The sequence below is a fragment of the Saccharothrix sp. S26 genome (genome assembly GCF_021390395.1).
Taxonomy (GTDB): domain Bacteria; phylum Actinomycetota; class Actinomycetes; order Mycobacteriales; family Pseudonocardiaceae; genus Actinosynnema.
Map to the genome: position 1 here is coordinate 52,116 of NZ_JAJUWT010000027.1, position 22,817 is coordinate 74,932.

General features: G+C 73.3%; 18 protein-coding genes. 1 reads left to right on the forward strand and 17 read right to left on the reverse strand.

What is annotated here, in order from left to right; genetic code table 11:
- Nucleotides 1-118: 118 nt before the first annotated feature.
- Together LZG04_RS35250 and glmS are read right to left on the reverse strand one after the other, a co-directional pair.
- Nucleotides 119-1,516: an NAD(P)H-hydrate dehydratase gene (locus LZG04_RS35250; RefSeq protein WP_233825411.1), complete on the reverse strand. Its 1,398-nt coding sequence runs from the start codon at nucleotides 1,514-1,516 to the stop codon at nucleotides 119-121.
- Between the two features lie 15 nt (nucleotides 1,517-1,531).
- Complete coding sequence (glmS, locus tag LZG04_RS35255) at nucleotides 1,532-3,394, reverse strand: glutamine--fructose-6-phosphate transaminase (isomerizing) (protein WP_233825413.1); 1,863 nt, start codon at nucleotides 3,392-3,394, stop codon at nucleotides 1,532-1,534.
- Between the two features lie 134 nt (nucleotides 3,395-3,528).
- Between glmS and LZG04_RS35260 the strand changes: the two genes are divergently transcribed.
- On the forward strand, nucleotides 3,529-4,344 hold the full coding sequence (locus LZG04_RS35260) for a dienelactone hydrolase family protein (RefSeq protein ID WP_233825414.1): 816 nt from the start codon (nucleotides 3,529-3,531) through the stop codon (nucleotides 4,342-4,344).
- Nucleotides 4,345-4,743: 399 nt separating this feature from the next.
- Here the strand turns inward: LZG04_RS35260 and LZG04_RS35265 are convergent, their stop codons facing one another.
- The 15 genes from LZG04_RS35265 to LZG04_RS35335 form a co-directional block, all read right to left on the reverse strand.
- A complete protein-coding gene (locus tag LZG04_RS35265) occupies nucleotides 4,744-5,190 on the reverse strand; it encodes a hypothetical protein (RefSeq protein ID WP_233825415.1) in 447 nt (148 codons plus the stop codon).
- Entirely contained in the window at nucleotides 5,187-8,003 is a 2,817-nt protein-coding gene (locus LZG04_RS35270; protein WP_233825416.1) for a WXG100 family type VII secretion target, read from the reverse strand. Before LZG04_RS35270 ends, LZG04_RS35265 begins: the two co-directional genes overlap by 4 nt.
- On the reverse strand, nucleotides 8,003-8,305 hold the full coding sequence (locus LZG04_RS35275) for a hypothetical protein (protein ID WP_233825417.1): 303 nt from the start codon (nucleotides 8,303-8,305) through the stop codon (nucleotides 8,003-8,005). The genes LZG04_RS35270 and LZG04_RS35275 overlap by 1 nt, the downstream gene beginning before the upstream one ends.
- Before the next feature lie 163 nt (nucleotides 8,306-8,468).
- Nucleotides 8,469-8,828: a hypothetical protein gene (locus tag LZG04_RS35280; RefSeq protein ID WP_233825601.1), complete on the reverse strand. Its 360-nt coding sequence runs from the start codon at nucleotides 8,826-8,828 to the stop codon at nucleotides 8,469-8,471.
- 26 nt (nucleotides 8,829-8,854) lie between these two features.
- A complete protein-coding gene (gene glmM, locus LZG04_RS35285) occupies nucleotides 8,855-10,189 on the reverse strand; it encodes a phosphoglucosamine mutase (protein ID WP_233825418.1) in 1,335 nt (444 codons plus the stop codon).
- Nucleotides 10,190-10,309: 120 nt separating this feature from the next.
- Nucleotides 10,310-10,858: a 30S ribosomal protein S9 gene (rpsI, locus tag LZG04_RS35290; protein ID WP_374202960.1), complete on the reverse strand. Its 549-nt coding sequence runs from the start codon at nucleotides 10,856-10,858 to the stop codon at nucleotides 10,310-10,312.
- Between the two features lie 26 nt (nucleotides 10,859-10,884).
- Nucleotides 10,885-11,328, reverse strand: coding sequence for a 50S ribosomal protein L13 (gene rplM / locus LZG04_RS35295; protein ID WP_033436749.1), 444 nt, complete (start codon nucleotides 11,326-11,328; stop codon nucleotides 10,885-10,887).
- Between the two features lie 252 nt (nucleotides 11,329-11,580).
- Nucleotides 11,581-11,871: a WXG100 family type VII secretion target gene (locus LZG04_RS35300; RefSeq protein ID WP_233825420.1), complete on the reverse strand. Its 291-nt coding sequence runs from the start codon at nucleotides 11,869-11,871 to the stop codon at nucleotides 11,581-11,583.
- Nucleotides 11,872-11,946: 75 nt separating this feature from the next.
- Nucleotides 11,947-12,258, reverse strand: a complete 312-nt coding sequence (locus tag LZG04_RS35305; RefSeq protein ID WP_267938703.1) for a WXG100 family type VII secretion target — start codon at nucleotides 12,256-12,258, stop codon at nucleotides 11,947-11,949.
- Nucleotides 12,259-12,405: 147 nt separating this feature from the next.
- Nucleotides 12,406-12,828 (reverse strand): hypothetical protein, encoded by a 423-nt coding sequence (locus tag LZG04_RS35310; protein WP_233825422.1) that lies wholly within the window; start codon nucleotides 12,826-12,828, stop codon nucleotides 12,406-12,408.
- A 15-nt stretch (nucleotides 12,829-12,843) separates the two neighbouring features.
- Entirely contained in the window at nucleotides 12,844-14,643 is a 1,800-nt protein-coding gene (locus tag LZG04_RS35315) for a type VII secretion-associated protein (protein ID WP_233825423.1), read from the reverse strand.
- Between the two features lie 74 nt (nucleotides 14,644-14,717).
- Nucleotides 14,718-17,468 carry a BTAD domain-containing putative transcriptional regulator gene (locus tag LZG04_RS35320; protein WP_233825424.1) on the reverse strand — a complete coding sequence of 917 codons (2,751 nt, stop codon included), beginning with the start codon at nucleotides 17,466-17,468 and terminating at the stop codon, nucleotides 14,718-14,720.
- Complete coding sequence (locus tag LZG04_RS35325) at nucleotides 17,465-17,965, reverse strand: hypothetical protein (RefSeq protein ID WP_233825425.1); 501 nt, start codon at nucleotides 17,963-17,965, stop codon at nucleotides 17,465-17,467. The genes LZG04_RS35320 and LZG04_RS35325 overlap by 4 nt, the downstream gene beginning before the upstream one ends.
- A gap of 116 nt (nucleotides 17,966-18,081) precedes the next feature.
- Nucleotides 18,082-19,998, reverse strand: coding sequence for an AfsR/SARP family transcriptional regulator (locus LZG04_RS35330; RefSeq protein WP_233825426.1), 1,917 nt, complete (start codon nucleotides 19,996-19,998; stop codon nucleotides 18,082-18,084).
- A 51-nt stretch (nucleotides 19,999-20,049) separates the two neighbouring features.
- Complete coding sequence (locus LZG04_RS35335; protein ID WP_233825427.1) at nucleotides 20,050-22,761, reverse strand: BTAD domain-containing putative transcriptional regulator; 2,712 nt, start codon at nucleotides 22,759-22,761, stop codon at nucleotides 20,050-20,052.
- Between the last annotated feature and the right edge of the window lie 56 nt (nucleotides 22,762-22,817).

Here is a 22,817-nt window from a genome sequence, read left to right on the forward strand (position 1 = left end):
GGGAGTCCCAAGACGACGCGCATACCCTCAAACTACCTGGTCACAGCCCCTACGTCCCGCAAGTCCTACGTTCAGGACCCCTGAGTTCAACGCTCGGAACGGTCGGCGCACGGCACCGTCAGCGCTCGGCACGGGCGGTGCGGATCGCGTCGGGGATCGACCGCAGGAGCGAGGTGGCCGGGATCGGCACGCCGTCGGCGGCCAGCTCCGCCGCCAGCACGTGGACCTTGGCGGCGCAGCCCGCGGCCAGGACCGGGTCGAGACCGGCGGCCAGCAGCGAGCCCAGGACGCCCGACAGCACGTCGCCGGAGCCCGCCGTCGCGGCCCACGACGTGCGGGCGCGGTTGACCAGCACGCGGCCGTCCGGGCCGGCGATCACGGTGGCGTGCCCCTTCAGCAGCACGACCGCGTTGTAACGCTCCGCGGCCTTCCGCGCGGCCGTCACCCGATCAGGGCCGACCGGTCCGGCGAGCCGTTCGTACTCGCGGTCGTGCGGGGTCAGCACGAGGGGGGTGTCGGGGTCGCGGGCGTCCCACAGGTCGGGGTTGTTGGCCAGCATGGTGATCGCGTCGGCGTCCGCGCAGACCGGGACGCCGGCCTCGAAGACCGTGCGCAGCACCGCCTCCGCGCCGAGCCCGGTGCCCAGCCCCGGCCCGACGACCCACGCCTGCACCCGGCCCGCGTCCGTGATCGAACCCGTGCAGATCGCCTCCGGCCACCGCGCCCGGACGTCCTCGGCCGCCGCACCCGCGTACCTGACCAGGCCGGACGTCGACAGCAACGCCGCACCGGTCGCCAGCACCGCCGCGCCGGGGTACGTCGCCGAACCGGCCGCGACGCCCGTGACGCCCTGCGTGTACTTGTCGTCCTCGGGGCCCGGCACCGGCCACGCCGCGCCGACGTCGGTGACGTCCAGCTCGACCAGGTCCGGGCCGTGCAGCTCGTCGCCCAGCCCGATGTCGACCAGCCGCACGTCACCGCAGTCGGCGAGCGCGTGCACGGGCTTGAGGCAGCCGAACGTCACGGTGGTGTGCGCGCGCACGGCCGGCCCGGAGGTCGCGCCGGTGTCGGGGTCGATGCCGCTGGGCAGGTCGACCGACAGCACGGGCGCGTCGAGGTGCGCGACGTGCTCGGCGGCGTCCGGGCGCAACGGGCCGCGCGCGGACAGGCCCACGATGCCGTCGATCACCAGGTCCACGTCGACCAGCCGGTCCACCACCCGGCCGCCGACGCGACGGAACGCGGCCAAGCCCTCGCCGTGCACACGATCGGGTGTCAGTAGGACGGCGGAGACGGCGACGCCCCGCTTGCGCAGGTAGTAGCCCGCCCAGAGCGCGTCGCCACCGTTGTTGCCCGCGCCGACGAGCAGGCCGACCCGCCGCTTGCCCGCGAGCAGCTCCGCCGCGACAACCGCCACGCCGAACGCCGCCCGGCGCATCAGCGCGCCGGCCGGCACGACCGCCATGACGCGTTCTTCCGCCGCCCTGACCCGATCCGTCGTCCACAGACCCCGCATGGGGCCAAGCCTGCCCTACTCGACCGTGACGGACTTGGCGAGGTTGCGCGGCTTGTCCACGTCGTAACCGCGGCTGCGCGCGATCTCCGCGGCCAGCACCTGCAACGGCACCGTGGAGATCAACGGCTGCAACAGCGTCGACACCGCCGGGATCTCGATCAGGTGATCCGCGAACGGGCGAACCGTCTCGTCACCCTCCTCAGCGATCACGATCGTGCGCGCACCCCGTGCCTGGATCTCGGAGATGTTCGACACCAGCTTCGAGTGCAGCACCGCCCGGCCCTTCGGCGACGGCATCACCACGACCACCGGCAGGTCCTCTTCGATCAACGCGATCGGGCCGTGCTTCAGCTCGCCCGCCGCGAAGCCCTCGGCGTGCATGTAGGCCAGCTCCTTGAGCTTCAACGCGCCTTCGAGCGCCACCGGGTAGCCGACGTGCCGACCGAGGAACAGCACCGCCTTCGAGTCGGCCAGCTCACGGCCCAGCGCGCGGACCTGCTCGACGGTGCCGAGCACCTTCTGCACGGCGTCCGGCATGGCCTCCAGCTGGTGGAACTCCCGCGCCACCTCGTCGGGGTACTTCGTGCCGCGCGCCTGTGCCAGGGCCAGGCCCACCAGGTAGTTCGCCGCGATCTGGGCGAGGAACGCCTTGGTCGACGCGACGCCGATCTCCGGGCCCGCGTGCGTGTAGAGCACGGCGTCGGACTCGCGCGGGATCTGCGCGCCGTTGGTGTTGCACACCGCCAGCACCCGGGCCTTCTGCGACCGTGCGTGCCGGACGGCCTCCAAAGTGTCAGCGGTTTCACCCGACTGGGACACGGCGACGACGAGCGTGTCGCGGTCCAGCACCGGGTCGCGGTAGCGGAACTCGCTGGCCAGCTCGACCTCGACGGGCAGCCGCGTCCAGTGCTCGATGGCGTACTTGGCGACCAGGCCCGAGTGGTAGGCCGAACCGCAGGCCACCACGAACACCTTGTCCACGTCACGCAGGTCCTGGTCGGACAGGCGCTGCTCGTCCAGCACGACCCGGCCGTCGCGGAAGTGCCCGCGCAGCGTGTTGGCCAGCGCTTCCGGCTGCTCCTCGATCTCCTTGAGCATGAAGTACTCGTGGCCGCCCTTCTCGGCGGCCGACAGGTCCCAGTTCACCGTGAACGGCTTGGCCTGCGCGTCCGCGCCGTCGAAGTCGGTGACGCGGTAGCCGTCGCGGTCGATCACCACGAGCTGGTCCTGGCCCAGCTCGACGGCCTCGCGGGTGTGCTCGATGAACGCGGACACGTCGCTGGCGACGAACGTCTCCCCCTCGCCCACGCCCACTACCAGCGGTGACGAACGACGGGCGGCGATAACCACGTCCGGGTGATCCGCGTGGGTGACGACGAGGGTGAACGCGCCTTCGAGGCGGCGGACCACCGTGCGGACGCTGGCCTCCAGGTCACCCTTGGTGTCGCCCTCGTCGTACGCGCGGGCGATGAGGTGCGCGGTGGTCTCGGTGTCGGTGTCGCTGGCCATCTCCACGCCGACGGCCTCGAGCTCGGCGCGCAGGGCGGCGAAGTTCTCGATGATGCCGTTGTGGACGACGGCGACGCGGCCCGTGACGTCGCAGTGCGGGTGGGAGTTGCGGTCGATCGGCGCGCCGTGGGTGGCCCAGCGGGTGTGGCCCATGCCGGCGGTGCCGGTGAACGCGTCGCGGCCGACCTCGTCCAGGCGGGCCTCCAGGTTCGTCAGGCGACCGGCCTTGCGTTCGACGGCCAGGCCGCCGTCACCGTCGAGGACGGCGACGCCCGCCGAGTCGTAGCCCCGGTACTCCAGCCGCCGCAACCCGTCGAGCACGACGTCCAGCGCCGACCTGTGTCCCACATATCCCACGATTCCGCACACGCCGCACAGCGTAACTAGACCAGGGCCATCCTTCGAACGGGCCGCTTTGCCGCGTTTGCGCAGGTCAACGAGCGAATTGGTGTAGACCAATCGGAGCGTGCGCGCCATCACCACGATCGACTACCGTTCGCGTGGTGAGCGGCTACTCGGCGAAGCAGGTGCTCGACCAGCTCAGCAGGCCCGGTGAGCACCCCGTGCTGCGCGGCGACCTGGCGTTGGTCGGACTTCCGGGCCTGGTCTACACGCCCGCGGCCGGGTTGGGACTGCCCGCGGTCGCCTTCGGCCACGGCTGGTTGCAACCGGTCAACCGCTACCGGGCGCTGCTGCGGCACCTGGCGTCGTGGGGCTTCGTGGCCGCCGCGCCGGGAACCCAGCGCGGGCCGCTGATGTCGTCGCGGCTGCTGGCCGGGAACCTGCGGACGACGCTGGACGTGTGCACCGGCGTGCGGCTGGGTGACGGCGGGATCAGCGTGGACGCGTCACGGCTGGCGGTGGCGGGTCACTCGATGGGCGGCGGCGCGGCCGTGCTGGCCGCCGCGGACGACCCGCGCGTGCGGGCGGTCGTGACGTTCGCCGCATCCGAGACCCGGCCGTCGGCGCTCGACGCGGCCCGCCGGGTGACCGTGCCGGGGCTGCACCTGGCCGGCGGGGAGGACCGCATCGCGCCGCCGGTCGGGCACGCGGAGGCGATCGCCGAGGCGTGGCAGGGGCCGGTGCAGCTGCGGTCGTTGCCGAAGGCCAGCCACCTGGGGTTCGCGGAGGGGCGGCACTGGAGCGAGCTGCTGCTCGACGGCAAGGGCGAGCGGGCGGCGCAGAAGCTGGCACGGGCGCTGATGACGGCGTTCCTGCTGCGGATCCTCAAGGGCGAGAAGCAGTGGGACGCGCTGCTGGACGGCGACGTCAAGGGCGCGGTGCTGACCTACCAACGCGGGCCGCTGGTCTCGCGCTGAGGCCCCTGGTCTCGGGCTGAGGCCGCTGGTCCCGGGCCGAGGGCCCCTGGCCGGTCCGCTGGGGCCGGGCCCAGGCGCCTGGCCGGTCCGCTGAGGCCCGGCCGCTGAACCTGGCACCGGTCCGGCTCCGCGACCGGGCACAGGTCCGGTGGTGCGGGACGGGGGTGGCGGTGGGTGGGGTCGGGGTTGGGGTGGGTGGTGGCATGGGTGAGGTCTCCGGCCCCTCGTCGTGTCCTGTGGTGGCTCCCGTTGGCACCTTTGGCGCTGTGGTGGGCGTCGGTGGTGGTTGGTGGGCGCCGGTCTCTGTTTCAACCGAGGTACGGTAACGGTGTTTCCGTACATTGTCGGGCGATGTTCACCCGATCGGGGTTGGTGGACACGTCGAGGGGCCGGGAAACGTCAGGTCAGCCAGCTCTGGCCGCCGAAGTCGTCGTCATCGTCCACCGGGGCCGGGCGGCGGGGGGTCGGGCGTGGTGCCGGTGGTGGGGGTGGTGGGGCCGTCGGGGGTTGCACCGGGGGTGGGATCGGTGTCCACGACGTGGGCAGCGGCGGTGGGGTTTCGTAGGTCGGGTCGTCGTCCTCGGCGCCGAACTTGTACTCGCCGCTCTTCTTCTCCGTCGCCGCCTTGGTGTTCCAGCCGCCGGCGGCCTTCTGGGCCTTCTCGGCCTCCTCCAGCCGCTCGACGATCTTCTGCGCCACCTGGCCCTGCTTGGCGAAGCTGTCGCTCGCCTGCTCCTTGGCCTCACGGGTACGACGTTCCCGCAGCTCACGCCGATCGGCGTGTTCCCGCGCGATCTGGTCCAAGCGGCTCATCGCCACGGCCAGCCTGTCCGACGCGACGCTCATCGGCCCTCCTCACCCAGCACGCCCTGGACGCGGCTGAGGCTGGCGTCATCGTCGAACAGCGACCCGGTCGTGCGCCACTGCCCGGGGCTGTTGCGCTCGCTGTCGCCGCCACCGCCCTGCTGACCACCGCCGGGCATGCCGCCGCCCATCATCCCGCCGCCCATCATGCCGCCACCGACCGCCGAACCGCCGGGCTGCCCGGCCGCCTGGGCATCACCCATGGACGGCAGGGTCGCCGAACCGGCCTGGCCCGCCTGCGACGCGTTCGTGTCGGCCGCGAGGCCCTGGTCGGCGGAGTGGGCGGGCGGGCTGCTCCACGTGTTGTCCGAACCCGACGACGGCGAACCGCCCAGCACGGAGTCCGCGCCGTTGAAGCCCGAGCCGCCGCCGAGGATGGAAGCGCCGGACGTCGACGTGGTGCCCTCGGTGTTGTACTGGGTGAAACCGCCGTCGAACGCGGCCGCAGGCGCGGCGAAGCCCTGGAACGGCGGCGCGGCCGGGGGTTGGAAGGCCGAGGGCTCGGTGAAGCCGCCGCTGATCGGGGCCGCGGCGACGCTGCCCGGGAAGCCCGAGTTGTCCGGCGCGGGCATCGTGGCGACCTGCGGTTCGGTGAAACCGCCGGCGGCGAAGCCCTGGTCGGGGGCCACTTGCGGCTCGGTGAAGCCGGCCGCGAAGCCCTGGTCGGGGGCGGCCTGCGGTTCCGTGAAACCGCCGCTGAAGCCCTGGTCGGCGAGCCGCGGCTCGGTGAAGCCACCGACCGCCGCGCCCGCGGGTTCCGGTTGGCCGATCAGGGGTTCGGCCGGGGCGGGCATGGTGGTGACGTCGGCCGGCAGCGGCACGGCGTTGTCCAGGCCCGGGATGCCCGGCGTCGCGCCCGAGCCGGGGTCGTCCTCGCCGAACTCCACCCCGTACTGCTCGGGCGTGCCGTCGCCGTTGTCGACGGTGAGGTTGATCTCACCGGTCAGCGGGTCGACCTCGGCGGTGATGGCCAGGCCGTCCAGCTCGATCAACGCCTTGCCGTCCGCACCCGCCTCGACCGGGATCGCGCCGTTCGCGCCGCCCTCGCCCGGAGCACCGACCGCGACGCCGGGCGAGCCGGGGGTGCCGCCGGTCGCGCCGGGCACCGCGCCCGTGGTCGACGTCGCACCCGCCACCGCACCCGCGAGCGCCGCCGCGCCGTTCTGGCCCATCAGGGCCTTCAGCGCGTCGGGGTTGTTGCTGAAGTCGACGTCGTAGGTCTTCGGCTCGCTCTGCGGCGTGTCGACGGTGATCTGCACGTGGCCGTTCTCGTCCGGCTCGGTGATCTTGATCTCGTTGTCGCCGCTCTTGATGGTGACGGTCTCCGGCGCTTCCTCCTCGCCCTTCAACCCGTCGGGCTTGCCCGCCTGGTCGTCCGGCTTGCCGTCGCCGTCGAGGTCGTCGATCTTGCCGTCGCCGTCGGTGTCGCCGGGCAGCTTGACGTCGTCCGGCTTGCCGTCGCCGTCCTTGTCCAGGGGGTTCTCGGGCTTGGGCATCTCCGGCACGGACGGCGTGCCGCCGCCACCGCCGGAACCGCTGCCGCCGCCCGTGCCACCACCGGTGCCGCCACCGCCCCCGGTGCCACCGCCGGTGTCGCCGCCCTTGCCGTCGCCGCCCTTGTCGTCGCCGCCCTTGTCGTCGCCGCCCTTGTCACTGGCGGGCGCGGGGAACGGGTTCTCGAACTCCGCCATGTAGTTGGCGAGGGTCTCCCACTGGGCGTCGACGGAGGACTTGGTCTCCGTGCAGCAGGTCTTGAACTGCTCGTAGAGCTGCCAGAACTCGCGGTTGAACGAGTCGCGGATCCACTTCTTGCACTGGTTGATCGCGTAGTCGCGGTTCTCGTCGTTCAGGCTGCAGTCGTCGGAGTGGATCCGATCGGCGATGTTGCTGCCGGTCTTCGAGTCGACCCAGCCGGCGATCTCCAGCACGCGGTCCTTGGAGTAGTCGCCCTCGCCGCGCGCGAACGAGACGACCTTCTCCGCCATGAACGTGTCGGCCTGGCCGATCTGCTCCCGGTACATGCCCAGGACCTCGTCGGCCTTGCTCTTGCACAGCTCGTACACGCCCCGGACCGCGGTGCGGGTCAGCTTGGCCGCGCCGTCGAACGCGTCGGACAGCTCGGTGATCTTCGGCGACAGCTCACCGGTGTAGTGCTCGTGGGACTTGGTGGCCGCCTGGCCCTCCCACTCGCCGTAGAGGGCCTTGAGCTGACCGTCGACGTCCGACTTCATCTCGTCGATCTTGGTCTTGGCGGTGCTGAACTCGTCGGCTTCCATCAGCAGCTTGTGGAAGTTGATCCCGCGCTGCTCGTCGTAGGGCTTCTGGATCTGCTCGGCGTAGTTGATCGACGTGGTGTTGCCGATGCAGTCGCCCGGCCGGTTGTTCCAGATGCCCTCGAACTTCTCGAACACCTTCAGCCCGGCCTTGCCCGCGTCGAACAGCTCGTCGGACAGCTTCACGCCCGAGCCGGACGAGGTCGGCGGCTGCTTGGCGTCCAGGTCCTGGCGGCCGTCCTCGACGGCCTTGGTCTGCTCGCGGCTGTTGTAGCTGTTGGACTCGCCCTCGGCCTTGGCCTCGTCGTAGCGGTTCTGCAGGCCGTTGTCGGCGCCGGCGTTGTCACCCCAGTCCCACAGGCTGGAGGTGTCGTAGCGGTCCTTGTAGGTGTTCGCCTCGTCGGGGATGTTCCACGGCGCGGTCGAGGACACGTAGGCGTGCATGAGCTCCGCCTTCTTGTCCTCCGACACGTTCGGGTCGTCGAGAACGGCCTTGACGTCGTTCCAGCTCGGCTCGGCCATCAGTACTGGCTCCCCAAGTCGGCGGCGTTCGTGGATTCCACGTCACCGTAGGTGGTGGCGCCGGAAGCGATCTTCCCGGCGAATGCGCCGAGCACGCTCGTCATGTTCGCGATGCCTTTGCCGAAGTTGTCGATGCCCGCTTTGTAGCTCGTGAAGTGCTGCTGGTGCGCTTCACCGAAATCACGGGCGATCGTCTGGGTCTGACCGACGTCCTTCAACCCGTCGGCCGTCTCCTTCGCCGCATCGGAAATGCCCTTCGAGGCTTTTTGCATCGCCTCGGTGCTGGTGCCGTAACCGGCCACGGCGCTCCACTCCCCTCCGTGGCGCGACGGCCACGACCCAACTCGACGACTCGCCCCTTTTCGACGCGACGCTTCGGTGTGCGGTTCCCATCGTGGCACCCCGGCGGGCCGCCCGGCGGCGATTTCGCGCCGTTCCTTGCAGGTGTGAACGCCGGGGCGCGCGCTACCGCGGTGGCTGCTGCGGACCGGGCGGCGGCTGGGGCGGCTGGTGGCCGTGGGGAGGCTGCGGGCCGCCCTGCGGCGGCTGGCCGGGGTAGGGCCCGCCCGGCTGCGGCTGACCGGGGTAGGGCCCACCCGGCTGCGGCTGACCGGGGAACTGCTGACCTGGGTAGGGCTGGCCGGGGTGCGGCTGGCCCGGGTAAGGCTGGCCCGGGTAGGGCTGACCGGGGTACGCCTGGCCGGGGTGGTGGGGCTGGGCGGCGCGCTTGCCGCCGCTCTTCTTCACCAGCACCACGATGCCCACGACGACGGCGATCACCACCAGCGCGATGATCGCCATCTCGAAGTAGCCGATGTTGCCCATCCCCGAACCCCCGAACGACTCGCGCGTCAGTGCACCGAGGAAACCACACCGGCGAGGCGCTGCGCGGCGGACTCCGCCAGTTCGTGCGTGGGCGCCTCGACCATGACCCGCACCAGCTGCTCGGTCCCGGACGGGCGCAGCAGCACCCGGCCGGTGTCGCCCAGCTCGGCCTCCACGGCGGCGACGGCCTCGCTGACCGCGGCGTCCTTGGCCACCGCCGCCTTGTCACCGACGACGACGTTGATCAGCACCTGCGGCAGCCGGTGCATCACGCTCGCCAGCTCGGCCAGCGGCTTGCCCGTCTCGGCCATCCGCGCCATCAGCCGCAACGCGGTCAGCAGGCCGTCGCCGGTGGTGGCGTGCGCCGGGAGGATCACGTGCCCGGACTGCTCGCCGCCCAGCGCGAACCCGCCCGCGCGCAGCTCCTCCAGCACGTAGCGGTCACCGACCGCGGTGGTCCTGAGGTCGATGCCGTGCTCGCGCATCGCCAGGTGCAGGCCGAGGTTGCTCATCACGGTCGCGACCAGCGTGTTGTCGGTCAGCTCGCCGGCTTCCTTCATGCCCAGCGCGAGCACCGCCATGACCTGGTCGCCGTCGAGGTCGTTGCCGTCGGCGTCGACCGCGACGCAGCGGTCGGCGTCACCGTCGTGCGCGATGCCCAGGTCCGCGCCGTGCTCGACCACCGCGGCACGCAGCTTCGCCACGTGGTTGGAGCCGCAGTCGTCGTTGATGTTGAGCCCGTCGGGGTCGGCGTGGATCTCCACGACCTCGGCGCCCGCGCGGCGGTAGGCGTCCGGCGCGGCCACGGACGCGGCCCCGTTCGCGCAGTCCACCACGACCTTCAGGCCGTCCAGGCGGTGCGGCGTCACCTTCAGCAGGTGCTGCACGTACTGGCCCTCGGCGTCCTCGATGTCGCGGACGCGGCCGATGCCCGCGCCGGTCGGGCGGTGGTCGCGCTCGCCCAGCTTCTGCTCGATCTCGTCCTCGACCGCGTCGGGCAGCTTGTGCCCGCCCGCGGCGAACAGCTTGATGCCGTTGTCGGGCATCGGGTTGTGCGAGGCGGAGATCATCACGCCGACGTCCGCGCCCAGCGCCGACACCAGGTAGGCGACCGCCGGGGTGGGCAGCACGCCCGCGCGCAGCACGTCCGCGCCCGCCGAGGTGAGGCCGGCCACCACGGCGGCCTCCAACATCTCGCCGCTGGCCCGCGGGTCGCGGCCGACCACCGCGACCGGCCGGTGCGAGCGGTCGTGCTCGGCCAGCACCCGTGCCGCCGAGGCGGCGATGGACAGCGCGAGTTCCGGGGTCAGGTCCGCGTTGGCGAGACCGCGTACGCCGTCAGTGCCGAACAGCCGAGCCATGATCGCCGTGTCCTCCATGTACGCAGAACAAAAAGGGGGAGAAAACACTGCGGGAGCAGCAGTTCGACGAAGAACTGGCTGCTCCCGCAGGATGGTGCTCGCTGAAACCCCGGAAGGAGGTCAGCGCTTGCTGTACTGAGGCGCCTTGCGGGCCTTCTTGAGGCCGTACTTCTTCCGCTCCTTGACCCGCGGGTCACGGGTGAGGAAGCCGGCCTTCTTCAGCACCGGGCGGTCCTCGGAGTCGACGGCGATCAGCGCACGCGCGATCGCGAGGCGCAGCGCACCGGCCTGGCCGGTGGTGCCGCCGCCGCGCAGGTTCGCGATGACGTCGAACGTCTCCGGCTTCTCGGTCGTCACCAGGGGCTCGCGGATGAGCTGCTGGTGCACCTTGTTCGGGAAGTAGTCCTCGAGGGACTTCCCGTTCAGGGTGAACTTGCCGGAGCCGGGGAGGAGCCGCACGCGGACGATGGCCTGCTTGCGCCGGCCGACGGTCTGCGCGAGGTGGTGCGCACCCGCGTTCAGGGTGTGCCGCACGACGGGCGCGGCCTCGACCTCGGTGTCCTCGACCTCGGCGTCCAAGGTGTCGGCTTCGGTGGCCTCCGCCTCCGTGGCCTCCGCCTCGACGGCTTCGGTCTCGACGGCGTCGAACTCGGCCTCAGGGGTCGTCACGTCGATGTCCTCGGTCTGCTGCTCGGTCACTGGGCGACCTTCTTGATCTCGAACGGCTGCGGCTGCTGCGCAGCGTGCGGGTGGTTCGGGCCCGTGTAGACCTTGAGCTTGCCCGCGATCGCGCGGCCGAGGCGGTTCTTGGGCAGCATGCCCTTGATCGCCTTCTCGACCAGCCGGTCGGCGCGGGTGTCGAGCACCTCGCCGAACGAGCGCTGGCTCAGGCCGCCCGGAAAACCGGAGTGCCGGTACACGAACTCCTGATCACGCTTCTTGCCGGTCAACGCCACCTTGTCCGCGTTGATGACGATGACGAAGTCACCGGTGTCAACGTGGGGGGCGTAAGTCGGCTTGTGCTTGCCGCGCAGCAGCGTCGCGGCCTGGGTGGCGAGCCGACCGAGCACCACGTCCTGGGCGTCGATCACGTGCCAGGTTCGGGTCACCTCGCCGGGCTTCGGGCTGTACGTGCGCACGGGTCTACCTCGTCGTCACTTGCGTCTGGGGTCATTGCGGCGGTTGCTCAGGCCAGAGACCCCAGGTGGGCAGAGGACCAGAACACGCGGCACGCATACTGCGCACCAGTTACCGCACAACAACGTAGGAAGATACCGGGTGGGGTCGGCGTGGGTCAAAACGGGGCCCCCGAACCGGCTCTGAACACGCACGTGGCCCCGGAACCTCGAGGTTCCCGGGGCCACGCGGGGGTCACGCGGAAGTGACCGGAGTCACCAGCGAGCGGCGTTCTTCGACTCCGCGGCCTGGTAGGCGTCGGTCGCCGACTGCACGGCCGTACCGATCTGGGCCAGCACCTGCTGGAGGCCGGCGGCGGACTCGTCCCACGCGCGCTGGGCGGCCTGGTAGTTCTCCGACGCGCCACCGCCCCACTGGGCGATGACGGGCGCGAGGCGCTGCTTCAGGTTGTCCAGCTCGGACTGGATCTTGCCGGCCTGGTTGGTGATGTCACCGGCGGCGCTGCTCAGCGAGCCGAAGTCGACCTTGATCTGGTTGGTGTCCATGGTCTCCCCTTGGAGGTGAAGTCAGAAAGAGAAGGAAAAGCGAAAGGAACGGAAACGAGGCGCGAATGCGAAGCGTCAGCCACCGAGGCGGTTGGTGATCGCCGACATCTCCTGCGCCTGCTCCTCTTCCTGCTGGACGTAGGTCTGCGCGCTGCCGTCCATCTGGTCGGCGATGTCGAGCAGGGCCTTCTGCAGCTTGTCGGCGTCCTCGCGGAAGCGCTCCATCAGCTTCTGGAACGCGAGGGCGGCGCCACCGCTCCACGCGCTGGACAGGCCGTCGATCGTGTTGCCGAGCTGACCCAGGACGCCCTGCACGTTGTTGTTGGTGCTCACGATGTCCTTGGCGGCATCGAAGAGCTCCTGTGATCCAGTCTCGTAACCGGCCATTTGGGTGCGACCCCCTTGGTAGATGAGATCAGGCGTTCTCGCTTGGTACGCCCCTTACGACGCAGACCTTGCCATGTCCGGTTCCACGCTGTCCCGACTTCTTCGGAAGTCGTTGCGGGTGTAAACGCAGCCGGTGCCCAACCGCGCTCAGTAGAGGATTCGCGCTTGCGAAAAGTCCTCGTCATCGCCCCTTTCGGGGGGAAGTTGACCGCTCGGGCCAGCCACCGCGCGGGAACCGAGCACGGGAGGCGGCGGAACCGAATTTGCATTCGCGTCCGTTTGCTCTCGCGATTTCTCCGGCGCGAGCAGTTCGGCGCTCGGCGGCAACTCCTCCACGGGCAGGCCGCGGTGCTGCCGGAACCCGGTGGCGACCCGCTGCACGTCCGGCGACGTGGGCGCGTGCGCGTCGGGCCGGACCTGCCGGGCCCTGGCCCGCTCGGCGAGCTGCCGGTTGCGCTCGCGCTGGGCCGCGCCCTTCTCGCCCGCGGCGGCCGCCGCGCGCCTGCCCCTGGTCACCGCCGCGTCGAGGTCGGCGCGGAACCGGGCGAAGACCTCCGGGATGCCGGTCATCACAGTCCCCACTGCTCACTTGGTCACGGTCAGCGTGCCGACCACCTGCTCGCACGCGGGACGGACCCGCTCGCGCCCGTCCTGCGGGTACTGGCACCCGACGCTGACCTGGACGTCGTCCTGGAACAGCACGTACCAGTCGATGACGGCCGACCCCGCCTGTTCCCGGTAGTAAACGACATCCTTGGCGGCGAAGTCCGCGGAAGGGTCGAAATCGGACACGTTCTCGCGCTGGTCGTACTGGCCGCGCAGCTCGCCCTCGGCCCGTCCCCGGTCCTGCGTGGCGTTGTAGTTGAGCAGCCGCTCCTCCACCGCGATGACGTCCAGCTCGGAGCCGGGCGACTCCGGTTTGAGCAGCACCTTGCGGGTCTCGACCTGGCCGCCGGTCTGCTGCCAGCCGCTCGGCGCGACGAAGCTGTAGTCGTACTGCGCGATGGTCTTGCCCTCCGCGGCGGACGAGCTCGTGGCGGGCGTGGTCGGCCCGCCGTCGATGTCGTCGTCCCTGCTCAACGCGTACGCCACGGACGCGCCGATGACGGCGACCACCACGACGACGGCCGTCACGAGCAGCGGCACGCGGCTGCGGCGCGGCGGCACGGGCGGGGGCACGGGCGGCGGGTAGTAGGACGGCTGCGGGAAACCGGTGGGCGGCGAGGGTGGCGTGATCCGCCGGGTGATCTTGCGGGTCTGGTTGTCGGTGATCTTCCGGGTGACGTCGCCCTGGCCGGCGGGCAGCGCGCCGGTGCGCAACGGGTCCACGCTGACCGCCCGCAACGCGCCCCGCGCCACCACGGTCTCCGGCTGGTCGATGCTCGTGGGCACCACGCCCGACTGCTCCAGCACCAGGCGCGCCACCAGCGGGATGCGGCTGGACCCGCCGACCAGGAACACGCCGGCGAGGCCCCGCGGGTCCAGGCCCGCGTCGGCCACCGCGCCCGCCACCAGCGCGGCGGCCCGGGTGAGCGGGGTGCTGATCAGCCGTTCCAGGTCGGTCCGGGTGACGTGGGCGTCCGGGAACGGCGGCGGCATGGGCACGTCGGTGTAGGCGTGCCGGGACAGCGTCTCCTTCGCGCCGCGCACGTCCTGGCGCAGCACCCGGCGCTTGCGGCGGTCGGCCAGCTCCCGGCCCTCCACGAGCTGCCGCCACGCCTGCGGTTCGCCGGGCGAGACCAGCGAGCCGATGTGCTCCAGCAGCGCCTGGTCGACGTCCGCGCCGCCGAAGCCCGGGTCGCCCTTGGTGGCCAGCACCCGGAACGTGCCGCCCTGGCGGGCCACCACGCTGGCGTCGACCGTGCCGCCGCCGAGGTCGAGCACGGCCAGCGCCGCGCCGTCCGGGATGGCGTGGGTCGCCGAGTGGAACACCGCCGCCGCGACCGGCTCCGGGACCAGCCGGACCTCCTGGCCCAGGCCCCGTGCGGCCCGCAACAGCACCCTGGTGCGGATCGCACCCCAGTCGGCCGGGTGGGTGAGCACGAGCAGGTCGACCCGAGCGCCGCCGGCCACGCGCCGCGCCTCGTCCACGGCCCTGGTCAGCACGGCGCGCACCACGTCGACGACCGGCAGCACGCTCGTGCCGAGCAGCAGCTCGCCCTCGTCGATGCGGCGCTTGGGGTGCGGCTCGTAGCGGGACGGGTCCACCGCCGCCTGGCGCTCGGCCTCCTGCCCGACGAACAGCGTGCCGTCGGCCGCCGCGAACACCGCGGAGGGCACGATCGGCTGGCCGTCGACCACGACGACCTGCGGTTCCCCGCCGTGCCGCGACAGGGCGACGCAAGTGCTGGACGTGCCGAAGTCCACCGCCACGTGCAAGCTCATCCGTCATCCCCTCGTCGGCCGGGGCGGGCCTGCATATGCATACCCCACCGGACCGACGGTGCGCCGCCGCCCCGTCACGGCAGCTCCACCGCCTTGGCCCGGACGCGGTCGGCGGCGGCGTGGCCGAGGTCGTCCAGCACGGACACCGCCTCCGACCACACCCGCAGCGCCGCGTCGCGGTCGCCCGAGGCGGTGAGGGTGTCGCCCAGCCGGTCCAGCGTCAGGGCCTCCTCGTAGCGGTCGCCGATGGACCGGTACATCGTCAGGGCGATGTCGTAGCTGCGCACCGCGTCGGCGAGGTTGCCGAGGTGGTGGTGGATGTAGCCCAGGCTGTCCCAGATGACCGCCTCGCCCGACACGTCGCCGGTGTCGCGGTGCAGCGCCAACGCCCGCAGGCAGTGGTCCAGCGCGGTGCGGTGGTCGCCCAGCAGGGCGTGCAGCCAGCCGACCGCGTTGAGCGTGCGGCGGTACAGCACGGCGTCACCCAGCTCGTCGGCGATCTCCAACGCCTGCCGCGCGTGGCTGAGCGCCTCGACGTGCTTGCCGTCGTCCTCGTGCAGGACGCCGAGGTCGCCGTGGAGGTTGGCCTGGCCGCGCCGGTCGCCGGTGGCACGCGCCGAGGCCAGCGCCCGCTCGAAGTGCGACTCCGCCTCCTCGAAGTCCCCCAGCACGACGTGGATGCGGCCCAGCCCCCGGTGCGCGGTCATCAGCGCCACCTCGTCGCCGAGCCGGCGCGCCGAGTCGAGGGCCGCCCGGTGGCACCGCAACGCCTCCTGCCAGTACCCGCGCCGACCGCAGAACGACGTCAGCCACGCGGTGAGCCGCCAGGTGTGGCCGTCGAAGCCGTGCCGGGACGCGTGCTCCACCATGCCGAACACCGTGGCCTTCTCCAGCTCCAGCCAGGCCAGCGCGTCGTCGCGGTCGGCGGCCCCGGCGACGACCACGTCCGGCAGGCGTGGGTCGAGCGGTACCTCGGTGTCGCGGTAGGGGGCGCGCACGGACTCGACCTCCCGCACCGAGTGCAGGTAGTGGTCGAGCAGGCGGTGGACGGCGGCGCGGCGGGCGGGTCCGTCGACGCGCTCGACGACGACCTCGCGGGCGTAGGCGTGCACGAGGTCGTGCAGGGAGAAGCGGCTCGGTCGGTGCTCGACCAGCAGGTTCACCGCGCTCAGCTCGCGCAGGCAGGCCCGCGCCTCGCGCACCGCGACGCCCGCCAGGCTCGCCGCGGCCGGCACCGTCACCTCGGGGCCGGGGTGCAGGCCCAGCAGCTCGAACAGCCGGCGGGCGGCCGGGGTGAGCCGCTCGCACGACCACGAGATGACGGCCTTGACGCTGGCCGCCTCGTCACCGGTGTCGAGCGCGTCCAGCCGGGTGCGCTCGTTGGCGAGTTCGGCGGCCAGCGCGCCCAGCGGGAACTCCGGGTGCGCCGCGGCCCGCGCGGCGACCACCGCCAACGCCAGCGGCAGGCCGGCGCAGTGCGCCACCACGTCCCGCGCGGCCCCCGGCTCGGCCGCGACCCGGTCCGCGCCGAGCTGCCGCTCCAGCAGCGCGAACGCGTCGGCGTCGGCCAGCACGCCCAGCGCCAGCGGCCGGGCACCTTCGCGCACGATCAGCCCGTCCAGCCGGCGGCGGCTGGTCACCACCGCGACGCAGCCCGGACCGCTGGGCAGCAGCGGCCGGACCTGCTCGCTGTCGCCCGCGTTGTCCAGCACCACGAGCACCCGCCGGTCCGCGGTCGAGCTGCGGTACAGGCCGATCAGCTCGTCCTGCGTCGACGGCATCCGCTCCCGCGCCACGCCCAGCGCGCCGAGGAAACCCCGCAACGCCTCACCGGGGTCCACCGGCGCGCCGCTCGGGTCGAACCCGCGCAGGTCGACGTAGAGCTGCCCGTCCGGGAACCGGTCGCCGTGCCGGGCCGCCCAGTGCAACGCCAACGCCGTCTTGCCGATGCCGGCCGCGCCGTCGACCGCGGAGATCACCACGGCCCCGCCGCCACCGCTCCCCGACGCCGAGTCGACCAGCTCCGCCAACGCGGCCAGCTCGCGGCCCCGGCCCACGAAGAACCGGGTGCGCACGGGCAGTTGCCGCGGCACGGGCACGGTGGACCCGGCCGACGCGGTCTGCTCGGAGGTCAGGATCCGCTGGTACAGCTCCTGCAACCGCGGCGCCGGGTCGACGCCCAGCTCCTCGACCAGCCTGGTGCGCAACGCGTGGTAGGTCGCCAGCGCCTCGGCCCGCTGGTCGGAGCGGGCCAGCGCCAGCATGAGCTGACCTGAGAACCTCTCCCGCAACGGGTGCCGCGCGGTCAACGCGCGCAGCTCGACGACCAGCTCACCCGCGCGGCCCGCGTCCAGGTCGGCGTCGATCCGCCGTTCCAGCGCGGTCAGCCGCTCCTCCAGCAGCGGCGCCACGTCCTCGGCGTGCAGCACGTCCGACCGCACGTCGGACAACGGGTCGCCGCGCCACAGCGCCAACGCCTCGGCGAAGCGCCCCTCGGCCACCAGCTCGCGGAACCGGTCCACGTCCAGCGCGCCCGGCGCGACCTCGGCCAGGTAGCCGTTCGTGGTCGTGCGCACCACGTTCGCCTCGCCCAACGCCTGCCTCAGCCGCCGCACCACCATGTGCAACGTGGCCCTGGCGCGATCCCGGTTCGGCGCGTCGCCGTCCCACAACCGGTCCACCAGCTCGTCCACCGGCACCGGCCGGTTCGCGCGCAACAACAGCAGCGCCAACAACAACCTGGCCCGACCGGCGGGTACCGGCACGGCCACGTCCCCGTGCCACACCTCCAGCGGACCGAGGACGGCGAACCGCGGCACCGTCACGCCCACCCACCCCTCACGCGCACCAGAGCAGCTCCCGTGCCACGTCGGCCGTCGGCGAGCCGGCCGAGCACCGGCAACGTCCTGGCCTCGTCGGACCGGTAGCCGTGCCGCCGCACCGCCAACGCCGCCTCGGCCGCCGACCGCGCCGCCGCCTCGTCACCGTGCACCCGGCGCACCTCGGCCGACACCGCCAGTGCTCGCGCGCCGACCATCCGCGCGCCCATGGTCGAGACCGGCTCCACGGCGCGGTCGACGGTCCACGGCGCCGCCGCGTCGCCAGGGTCCGCCGCGGCCACGCCGACCAGCGCGTGCACCTCGCCGAGCCGGCAACCGCTCTCGGCGGCGGCACGCAGCGCGAACCAGCTCGTCGGCCGGCACCGGGCGGATGGCGTGCGGCGGCAGGATCGCCGGCGACAGGCGGGCCCGGCCGGCACCGCGATCCGCTCGCCGCCGTGCCACACCTCGAGCGGGCCGGGGACGTCGAGCCTGGTCGTCATGGCCCTCCTTGCCGCGCCAGCTTACCGAGACGAGCGGCTCGCCCCACCGGTCCGCCGACGCGGGGCAGCCCGACCGCCGCACCCCCGGCGGCCGTCCGGACGTCGTCGCCGGGCGGCTATCGCGTCGCGGCGCGGACCAGCCGGGCGAAACCGTCCCACTCGGACTCCAGCCACGCGGACGCCTCCGCGGCCGAGGCGAACTCGTCCGGCCGCACGCAGTCCCGCGCGGGCAGGTCCTCGGCGACCTGGTCGGGCAGCCACCGCACGGCGTTGGCCGCGGTGTGGGCGTACCAGGTGAGGGCCCGCGCGACGGCGTGGTCGGCGTCGTCGTCCTCGGTCGCGGACAGCTCCGCCGCGTAACGCCGCAGCAGCGGGTGGGCCGAGTACCGGCCGGGCGCGTGCTCGGCCAGCAGGTGCGCGTCGACCAGCTCCGCGATCGCGGCCGCCGCGTCGGGCACCGGCAGCCCCGCCACCGCCGCCGCGGCCGACACCGACGCGGTCGGCACCGGGTGGCGACCCAGCAGCCGGAACACCCGCGCCGCCGCCGGACCCAGCAGCCGGTAGGACCACGAGAACACCGTCCACAGGCGAGCGTCCTCCTCGCCCGCACCCAAGTGCCCCAACAGGTCCTGCTCGTCGGCCAGCTCGTCGGCGACGTGCGCCAACGTGAAGTGCGGGTTGACCGCGGCCCGCGCCGCCACCACCGCCAGCGCCAGCGGCAGCCCCGCGCACAGCTCCACCAGCGCCGCGGTCGCGGCCCCCTGCCCCGCCACCCGCTCCGGCCCGAGCCTGCGGTCCAGCAGCTCGCGCGACCGCGCGTCGTCGAGCGGGTCCAGCGTGATCGACCGGGCGGCCAGGCCGGTGAGCCGGTGGCGGCTGGTGACCACCACGAACGCGCCCTCGGGCACCAGGGGCCGCACCTGCTCGGCGTCACGGGCGTTGTCCAGCACGACCAGCAGCTTGCGGCCCGCCACCGTGCGGCGGAACAACGCCACCTGCGCCCGCGACGTCGGCGGCACCCGTGCCGGCGGCACCTCGAACGCGTCCAGGAAACCCCGGACCACCTCGTCCGGCTCCACCGGCTCGGCCGACGCGTCGAACCCGCGCAGGTTCACGTACAGCCGACCGCCGGTGAACGCCTCCGCGGCCAGGTTCGCCCAGTGCACGGCCAGCGCCGTCTTCCCGATGCCCGCCATGCCGTCGACCACCACGACGCCCGGCCCGGCCCGCGCGCACGCCGACAGCTCGGCCAACGCCGCCTCACGGCCCACGAAGTGCGGGCCGCGCGAGGGCAGCAGGTGCGGCACGACCGACCGCGCCGGCGCCAGGCCCGGCGGTGCCACGAGGATCCGCTCGTGCAGCTCCCGCAACTCCCGGCCCGGCTCGACGCCCAGCTCGGCGGCGAGCACCTCCCGTGCCGCGCGGTAGGCGGCCAACGCCTCCGCCTGCCGATCGGACCGGTACAGCGCCAGCATCAACTGCACCAAGAACCGTTCCCGCAACGGGTGCGCGCGGGTCAGCGAGCGCAGCTCCGCGACCAGCTCGTGCGCCGCGCCGGCGGCCAGGTCGGCGTCGACCCGCCGGGCCAGCACCGACAGCCGCTCCTCCTCCAGCGGCACGACCTCCAGCCGGTGCAGCGCGTCCGACCGCACGTCCGACAGCGGCGCACCGCGCCACAGCGCCAGCGCCTCCGCGTAACGGCCCGCGTCGGCGAGGGCGCGGAACCGGCTCAGGTCCAGCGCCTCGGCGCGCACGTCGGCGAGGTAGCCGCCACCGGCGGTGCGGACCGCGTTCGCGGGTCCGAGCGCGCGCCGCAACCTGGTCACGGTCATCTGCAACGTGGCGCGGGCACGGGCCGGGTCGGGCGCGCCGCCGTCCCACAGCCGCTCGACCAGCTCGTCGGCGGTGACGACCTCACCCACCCGCAGCAGCAACGCGGCCAGCAGGACCCGCGCCTTGCCCGCCGGGACGGCGACCGGGCGGCCCGCGTGCCTGACTTCGAGCGGCCCGAGCACGCCGAACTCCGTCGTCACCGGCCCGCCTCGCACGGTGAGCAGTCTACCGAACGATCACGGGCCGTGACCTCACGACGACAGTCGGCTGATCTCGCCACGCAGCGACTCGGCCTCCGGCGGGTCCAGCTCGCTGAAGATCGCCAACGCCTCGTGGGCCGCCGCCACCGCGTCGGCGACCGCGCCGCGGTCCCGTTCGGCCTGCGCCAACCGGCGCAGCGTGTTGGCCTCCTCGTCGCGCGAGCCGGTGTCGCGCCACAGCTCGACCGCCGCCCGGAACCGCTCGACCGCCTCGGCCGGCCGCCCCGAGTGGTGCAGGGCGTGCCCGAGGCTGTCCAGCGCGTTGGCCTGGCCGAACCGGTCGCCCACCGCCCGGAACACCTCCAGCGCCTCGCCGCAGTGCCGCAGCGCGGCGTCGTGGTCGCCCAGCAGGCTGTGGAACCAGCCGACCGCGTTCAACGCGCCCGCCACCGTGGCCGGGTCGCCGGTTTCGCGGAACAGCTCCAACGCGCTGCGGCACTCCCGCAACGAGTCGGCGTAGCGGCCCTGCCGCTCGAACACCGCCGCCAGGCCGCGGTGCGCGCGGGCCCGGCCGAACGCGTCGCCCAGCTCGGCGGCCAGCTCCAGCGCACGGCGGTAGTGCTCGGCGGCCACGTCCAGCTCGCCGAGCTTGACCCGCATCAGGCCGATGTTGCGGTGCGCCCGGACCTGCGCGTCGAGGTCGCCGAGCCGTTCACCGCACGCGAGCGCTATCAACTGCGTGGCCAACTGGTCGCGCCAGTGGCCGCGCCGCTGGAAGTAGGTGGCGCAGGTCCACGCGAGCCGCCACGCGTGCGCGGGGAAACCCTGTTCGTGGGCCCGCTCCACGAGCGCCACCAGCACCTGGTGCTCGATCTCGAACCAGGCCAGCGCCTCCCGGTGGTCGGCGAGCGGGGTCAGCACCACCGCGTCGTCGGCCGGGTCGAGGTCGAGCGGGTCGCGCTGCGGGTAGAGCAGCCGGTCGGCCCGGTCGGCGGTGTGCAGGTAGTGGTCGAGCAGGCGGCGCAGCACGGCGCGCCGCTCGGCCTCGGTGTGGTGCTCGCGCGCCTGGTCGGACGCGTACAGGCAGACCAGGTCGTGCGAGAGGACCCGTCCCGGCGAGGGCTGCGACAGCAGCCGCGACCGCACCAGCTCGCGCAACGCCTCCCGGGTCCGCGCCACCGGCAGGGCGGCCATGCTCGCGATCGCCTCCGTGGTCCGGTTCGAGCCGGGGTGCAGCCCCAGCATCCGGAACACCAGCGCGGCCGTCGGGCTCAACTGGCCGTGCGACCAGGACAGCACGGCACGCAGGTCGGTCGTCGGTCCGCCCGCGTCCAGCGCCGCGAGCCTCGTGCGCGCGTCGGCGAGCTCGGCCGCCAGTGCGCTCAGCGGCAGCGAGGCGTCCGCCGCGGCACGGGCGGCGAGGATGGACAGCGCGAGCGGCAGCCCGCCGCAGTGCGCCAGCAGCGCGGCGACCGCCTCCGGCTCGGCCTGCGCCCGACGCGCGCCGACCTGCCGCTCCAGCAACGCCCGCGCGTCCGCCTCGGCGAGCAGGCCCAGCGGCAGCGGCACCGCGCCCTCGCGCACGACCAGGCCGCTCAGGTCGTGACGGCTGGTGACCAGCACCAGCGACAGCGCGCCGCCGGGCAGCAGCGGCCGCACCTGGTCGCTGTCGCGCGCGTTGTCCAGCAGCACCAGCACCCGGCGGTCGGCCAGCACGGTCCGGTAGAGCGCCGCGCGGGCGTCCAGGTCGACCGGCACCCGGTCCGCGGGCACGCCCAGCGCCTCCAGGAAGCCGAAGATCGCCTCGTCCGGCGGCACCGGCTCGGCCACCGGGTGGAACCCGCGCAGGTCCACGTACAGCTGCCCGTCGGGGAACCGGTCGGCCACCCGGTTCGCCCAGTGCAGCGCGAGCGTCGTCTTGCCGATGCCCGCCGTGCCGCCGATCGCGGAGATCACCACCGTGCCCGCGTCGGCGCCCAGCAGGCCGTCCAGCTCGCGCAGCTCCGCGTCCCGGCCCACGAACATCCCGGCGCGCCGGGGCAACTGCCGCGGCACGGGCCGCGCGCCCACCAGGTCGCGGTGCAGCCGCCGCAGGTTCGGCCCCGGGTCCACGCCCAGCTCGTCGGCGAGCCGTGCCCGCAGCTCCTCGTAGGCGGCCAGCGCCTCGTCCCGCCGCCCCAGCCGGGACAGCGCCAGCACCAGCTGACCCCAGAACCGCTCCCGCAACGGGTGCGCGCGGGTCAGCGACCGCAGCGGCGCGACCACCTCCCGCGCCGCACCCGCCGCCAGGTCGGCCTCGATCCGCCGTTCCAGCACCACCAGGTGCTCCTCCAGCAGAGGCGCGACGTCCTCGGCGTGCAGCAGCGGCGACGGCACGTCCGACAGCGGCTCGCCGCGCCACAGGTCCAGCGCCGCCGCGTACTCGCCCGCCGCCGCCAGCTCGCGGAACCGGTGCAGGTCCAGCGCGCCGGGCGGCACGTCGGCCAGGTAGCCGTTCGCGGCCGTGCGCACCACGTTCGCCTCGCCCAACGCCTGCCGCAGCCGCGTCACCGCCATCTGCAGGGTCGCCCTGGCCCGCCGCGGGTTCGGCGCCGAGCCGTCCCACAGCCGCTCGACCAGCTCGTCCACGGCCACCGGCCGGTTCGCGCGCAGCAGCAACGTCGCCAGCAGCACGCGGGCGCGACCCGCCGGCACCGGCACGGGCCGTTCGCCCAACCGCACGTCCAGCGGTCCGAGCACGTTGAACCGGACGTTCGCCGTCATCCGGGCACCCCTCCGCTCCAGCTCACCCCCGACGCCGCATGTGTACCGGACTCGCC

Coding starts and splice junctions, on each gene's coding strand:
- LZG04_RS35250 (WP_233825411.1), bottom strand. CDS start 1,516: ATGCGGGGTCTGTGGACGACGGATCGGGTCAGGGCGGCGGAAGAACGC.
- LZG04_RS35265 (WP_233825415.1), bottom strand. CDS start 5,190: ATGAGCGTCGCGTCGGACAGGCTGGCCGTGGCGATGAGCCGCTTGGAC.
- LZG04_RS35270 (WP_233825416.1), bottom strand. CDS start 8,003: ATGGCCGAGCCGAGCTGGAACGACGTCAAGGCCGTTCTCGACGACCCG.
- LZG04_RS35280 (WP_233825601.1), bottom strand. CDS start 8,828: ATGGGCAACATCGGCTACTTCGAGATGGCGATCATCGCGCTGGTGGTG.
- glmM (WP_233825418.1), bottom strand. CDS start 10,189: ATGGCTCGGCTGTTCGGCACTGACGGCGTACGCGGTCTCGCCAACGCG.
- LZG04_RS35300 (WP_233825420.1), bottom strand. CDS start 11,871: ATGGACACCAACCAGATCAAGGTCGACTTCGGCTCGCTGAGCAGCGCC.
- LZG04_RS35305 (WP_267938703.1), bottom strand. CDS start 12,258: ATGGCCGGTTACGAGACTGGATCACAGGAGCTCTTCGATGCCGCCAAG.
- LZG04_RS35310 (WP_233825422.1), bottom strand. CDS start 12,828: ATGACCGGCATCCCGGAGGTCTTCGCCCGGTTCCGCGCCGACCTCGAC.
- LZG04_RS35315 (WP_233825423.1), bottom strand. CDS start 14,643: ATGAGCTTGCACGTGGCGGTGGACTTCGGCACGTCCAGCACTTGCGTC.
- LZG04_RS35325 (WP_233825425.1), bottom strand. CDS start 17,965: ATGACGACCAGGCTCGACGTCCCCGGCCCGCTCGAGGTGTGGCACGGC.
- LZG04_RS35335 (WP_233825427.1), bottom strand. CDS start 22,761: ATGACGGCGAACGTCCGGTTCAACGTGCTCGGACCGCTGGACGTGCGG.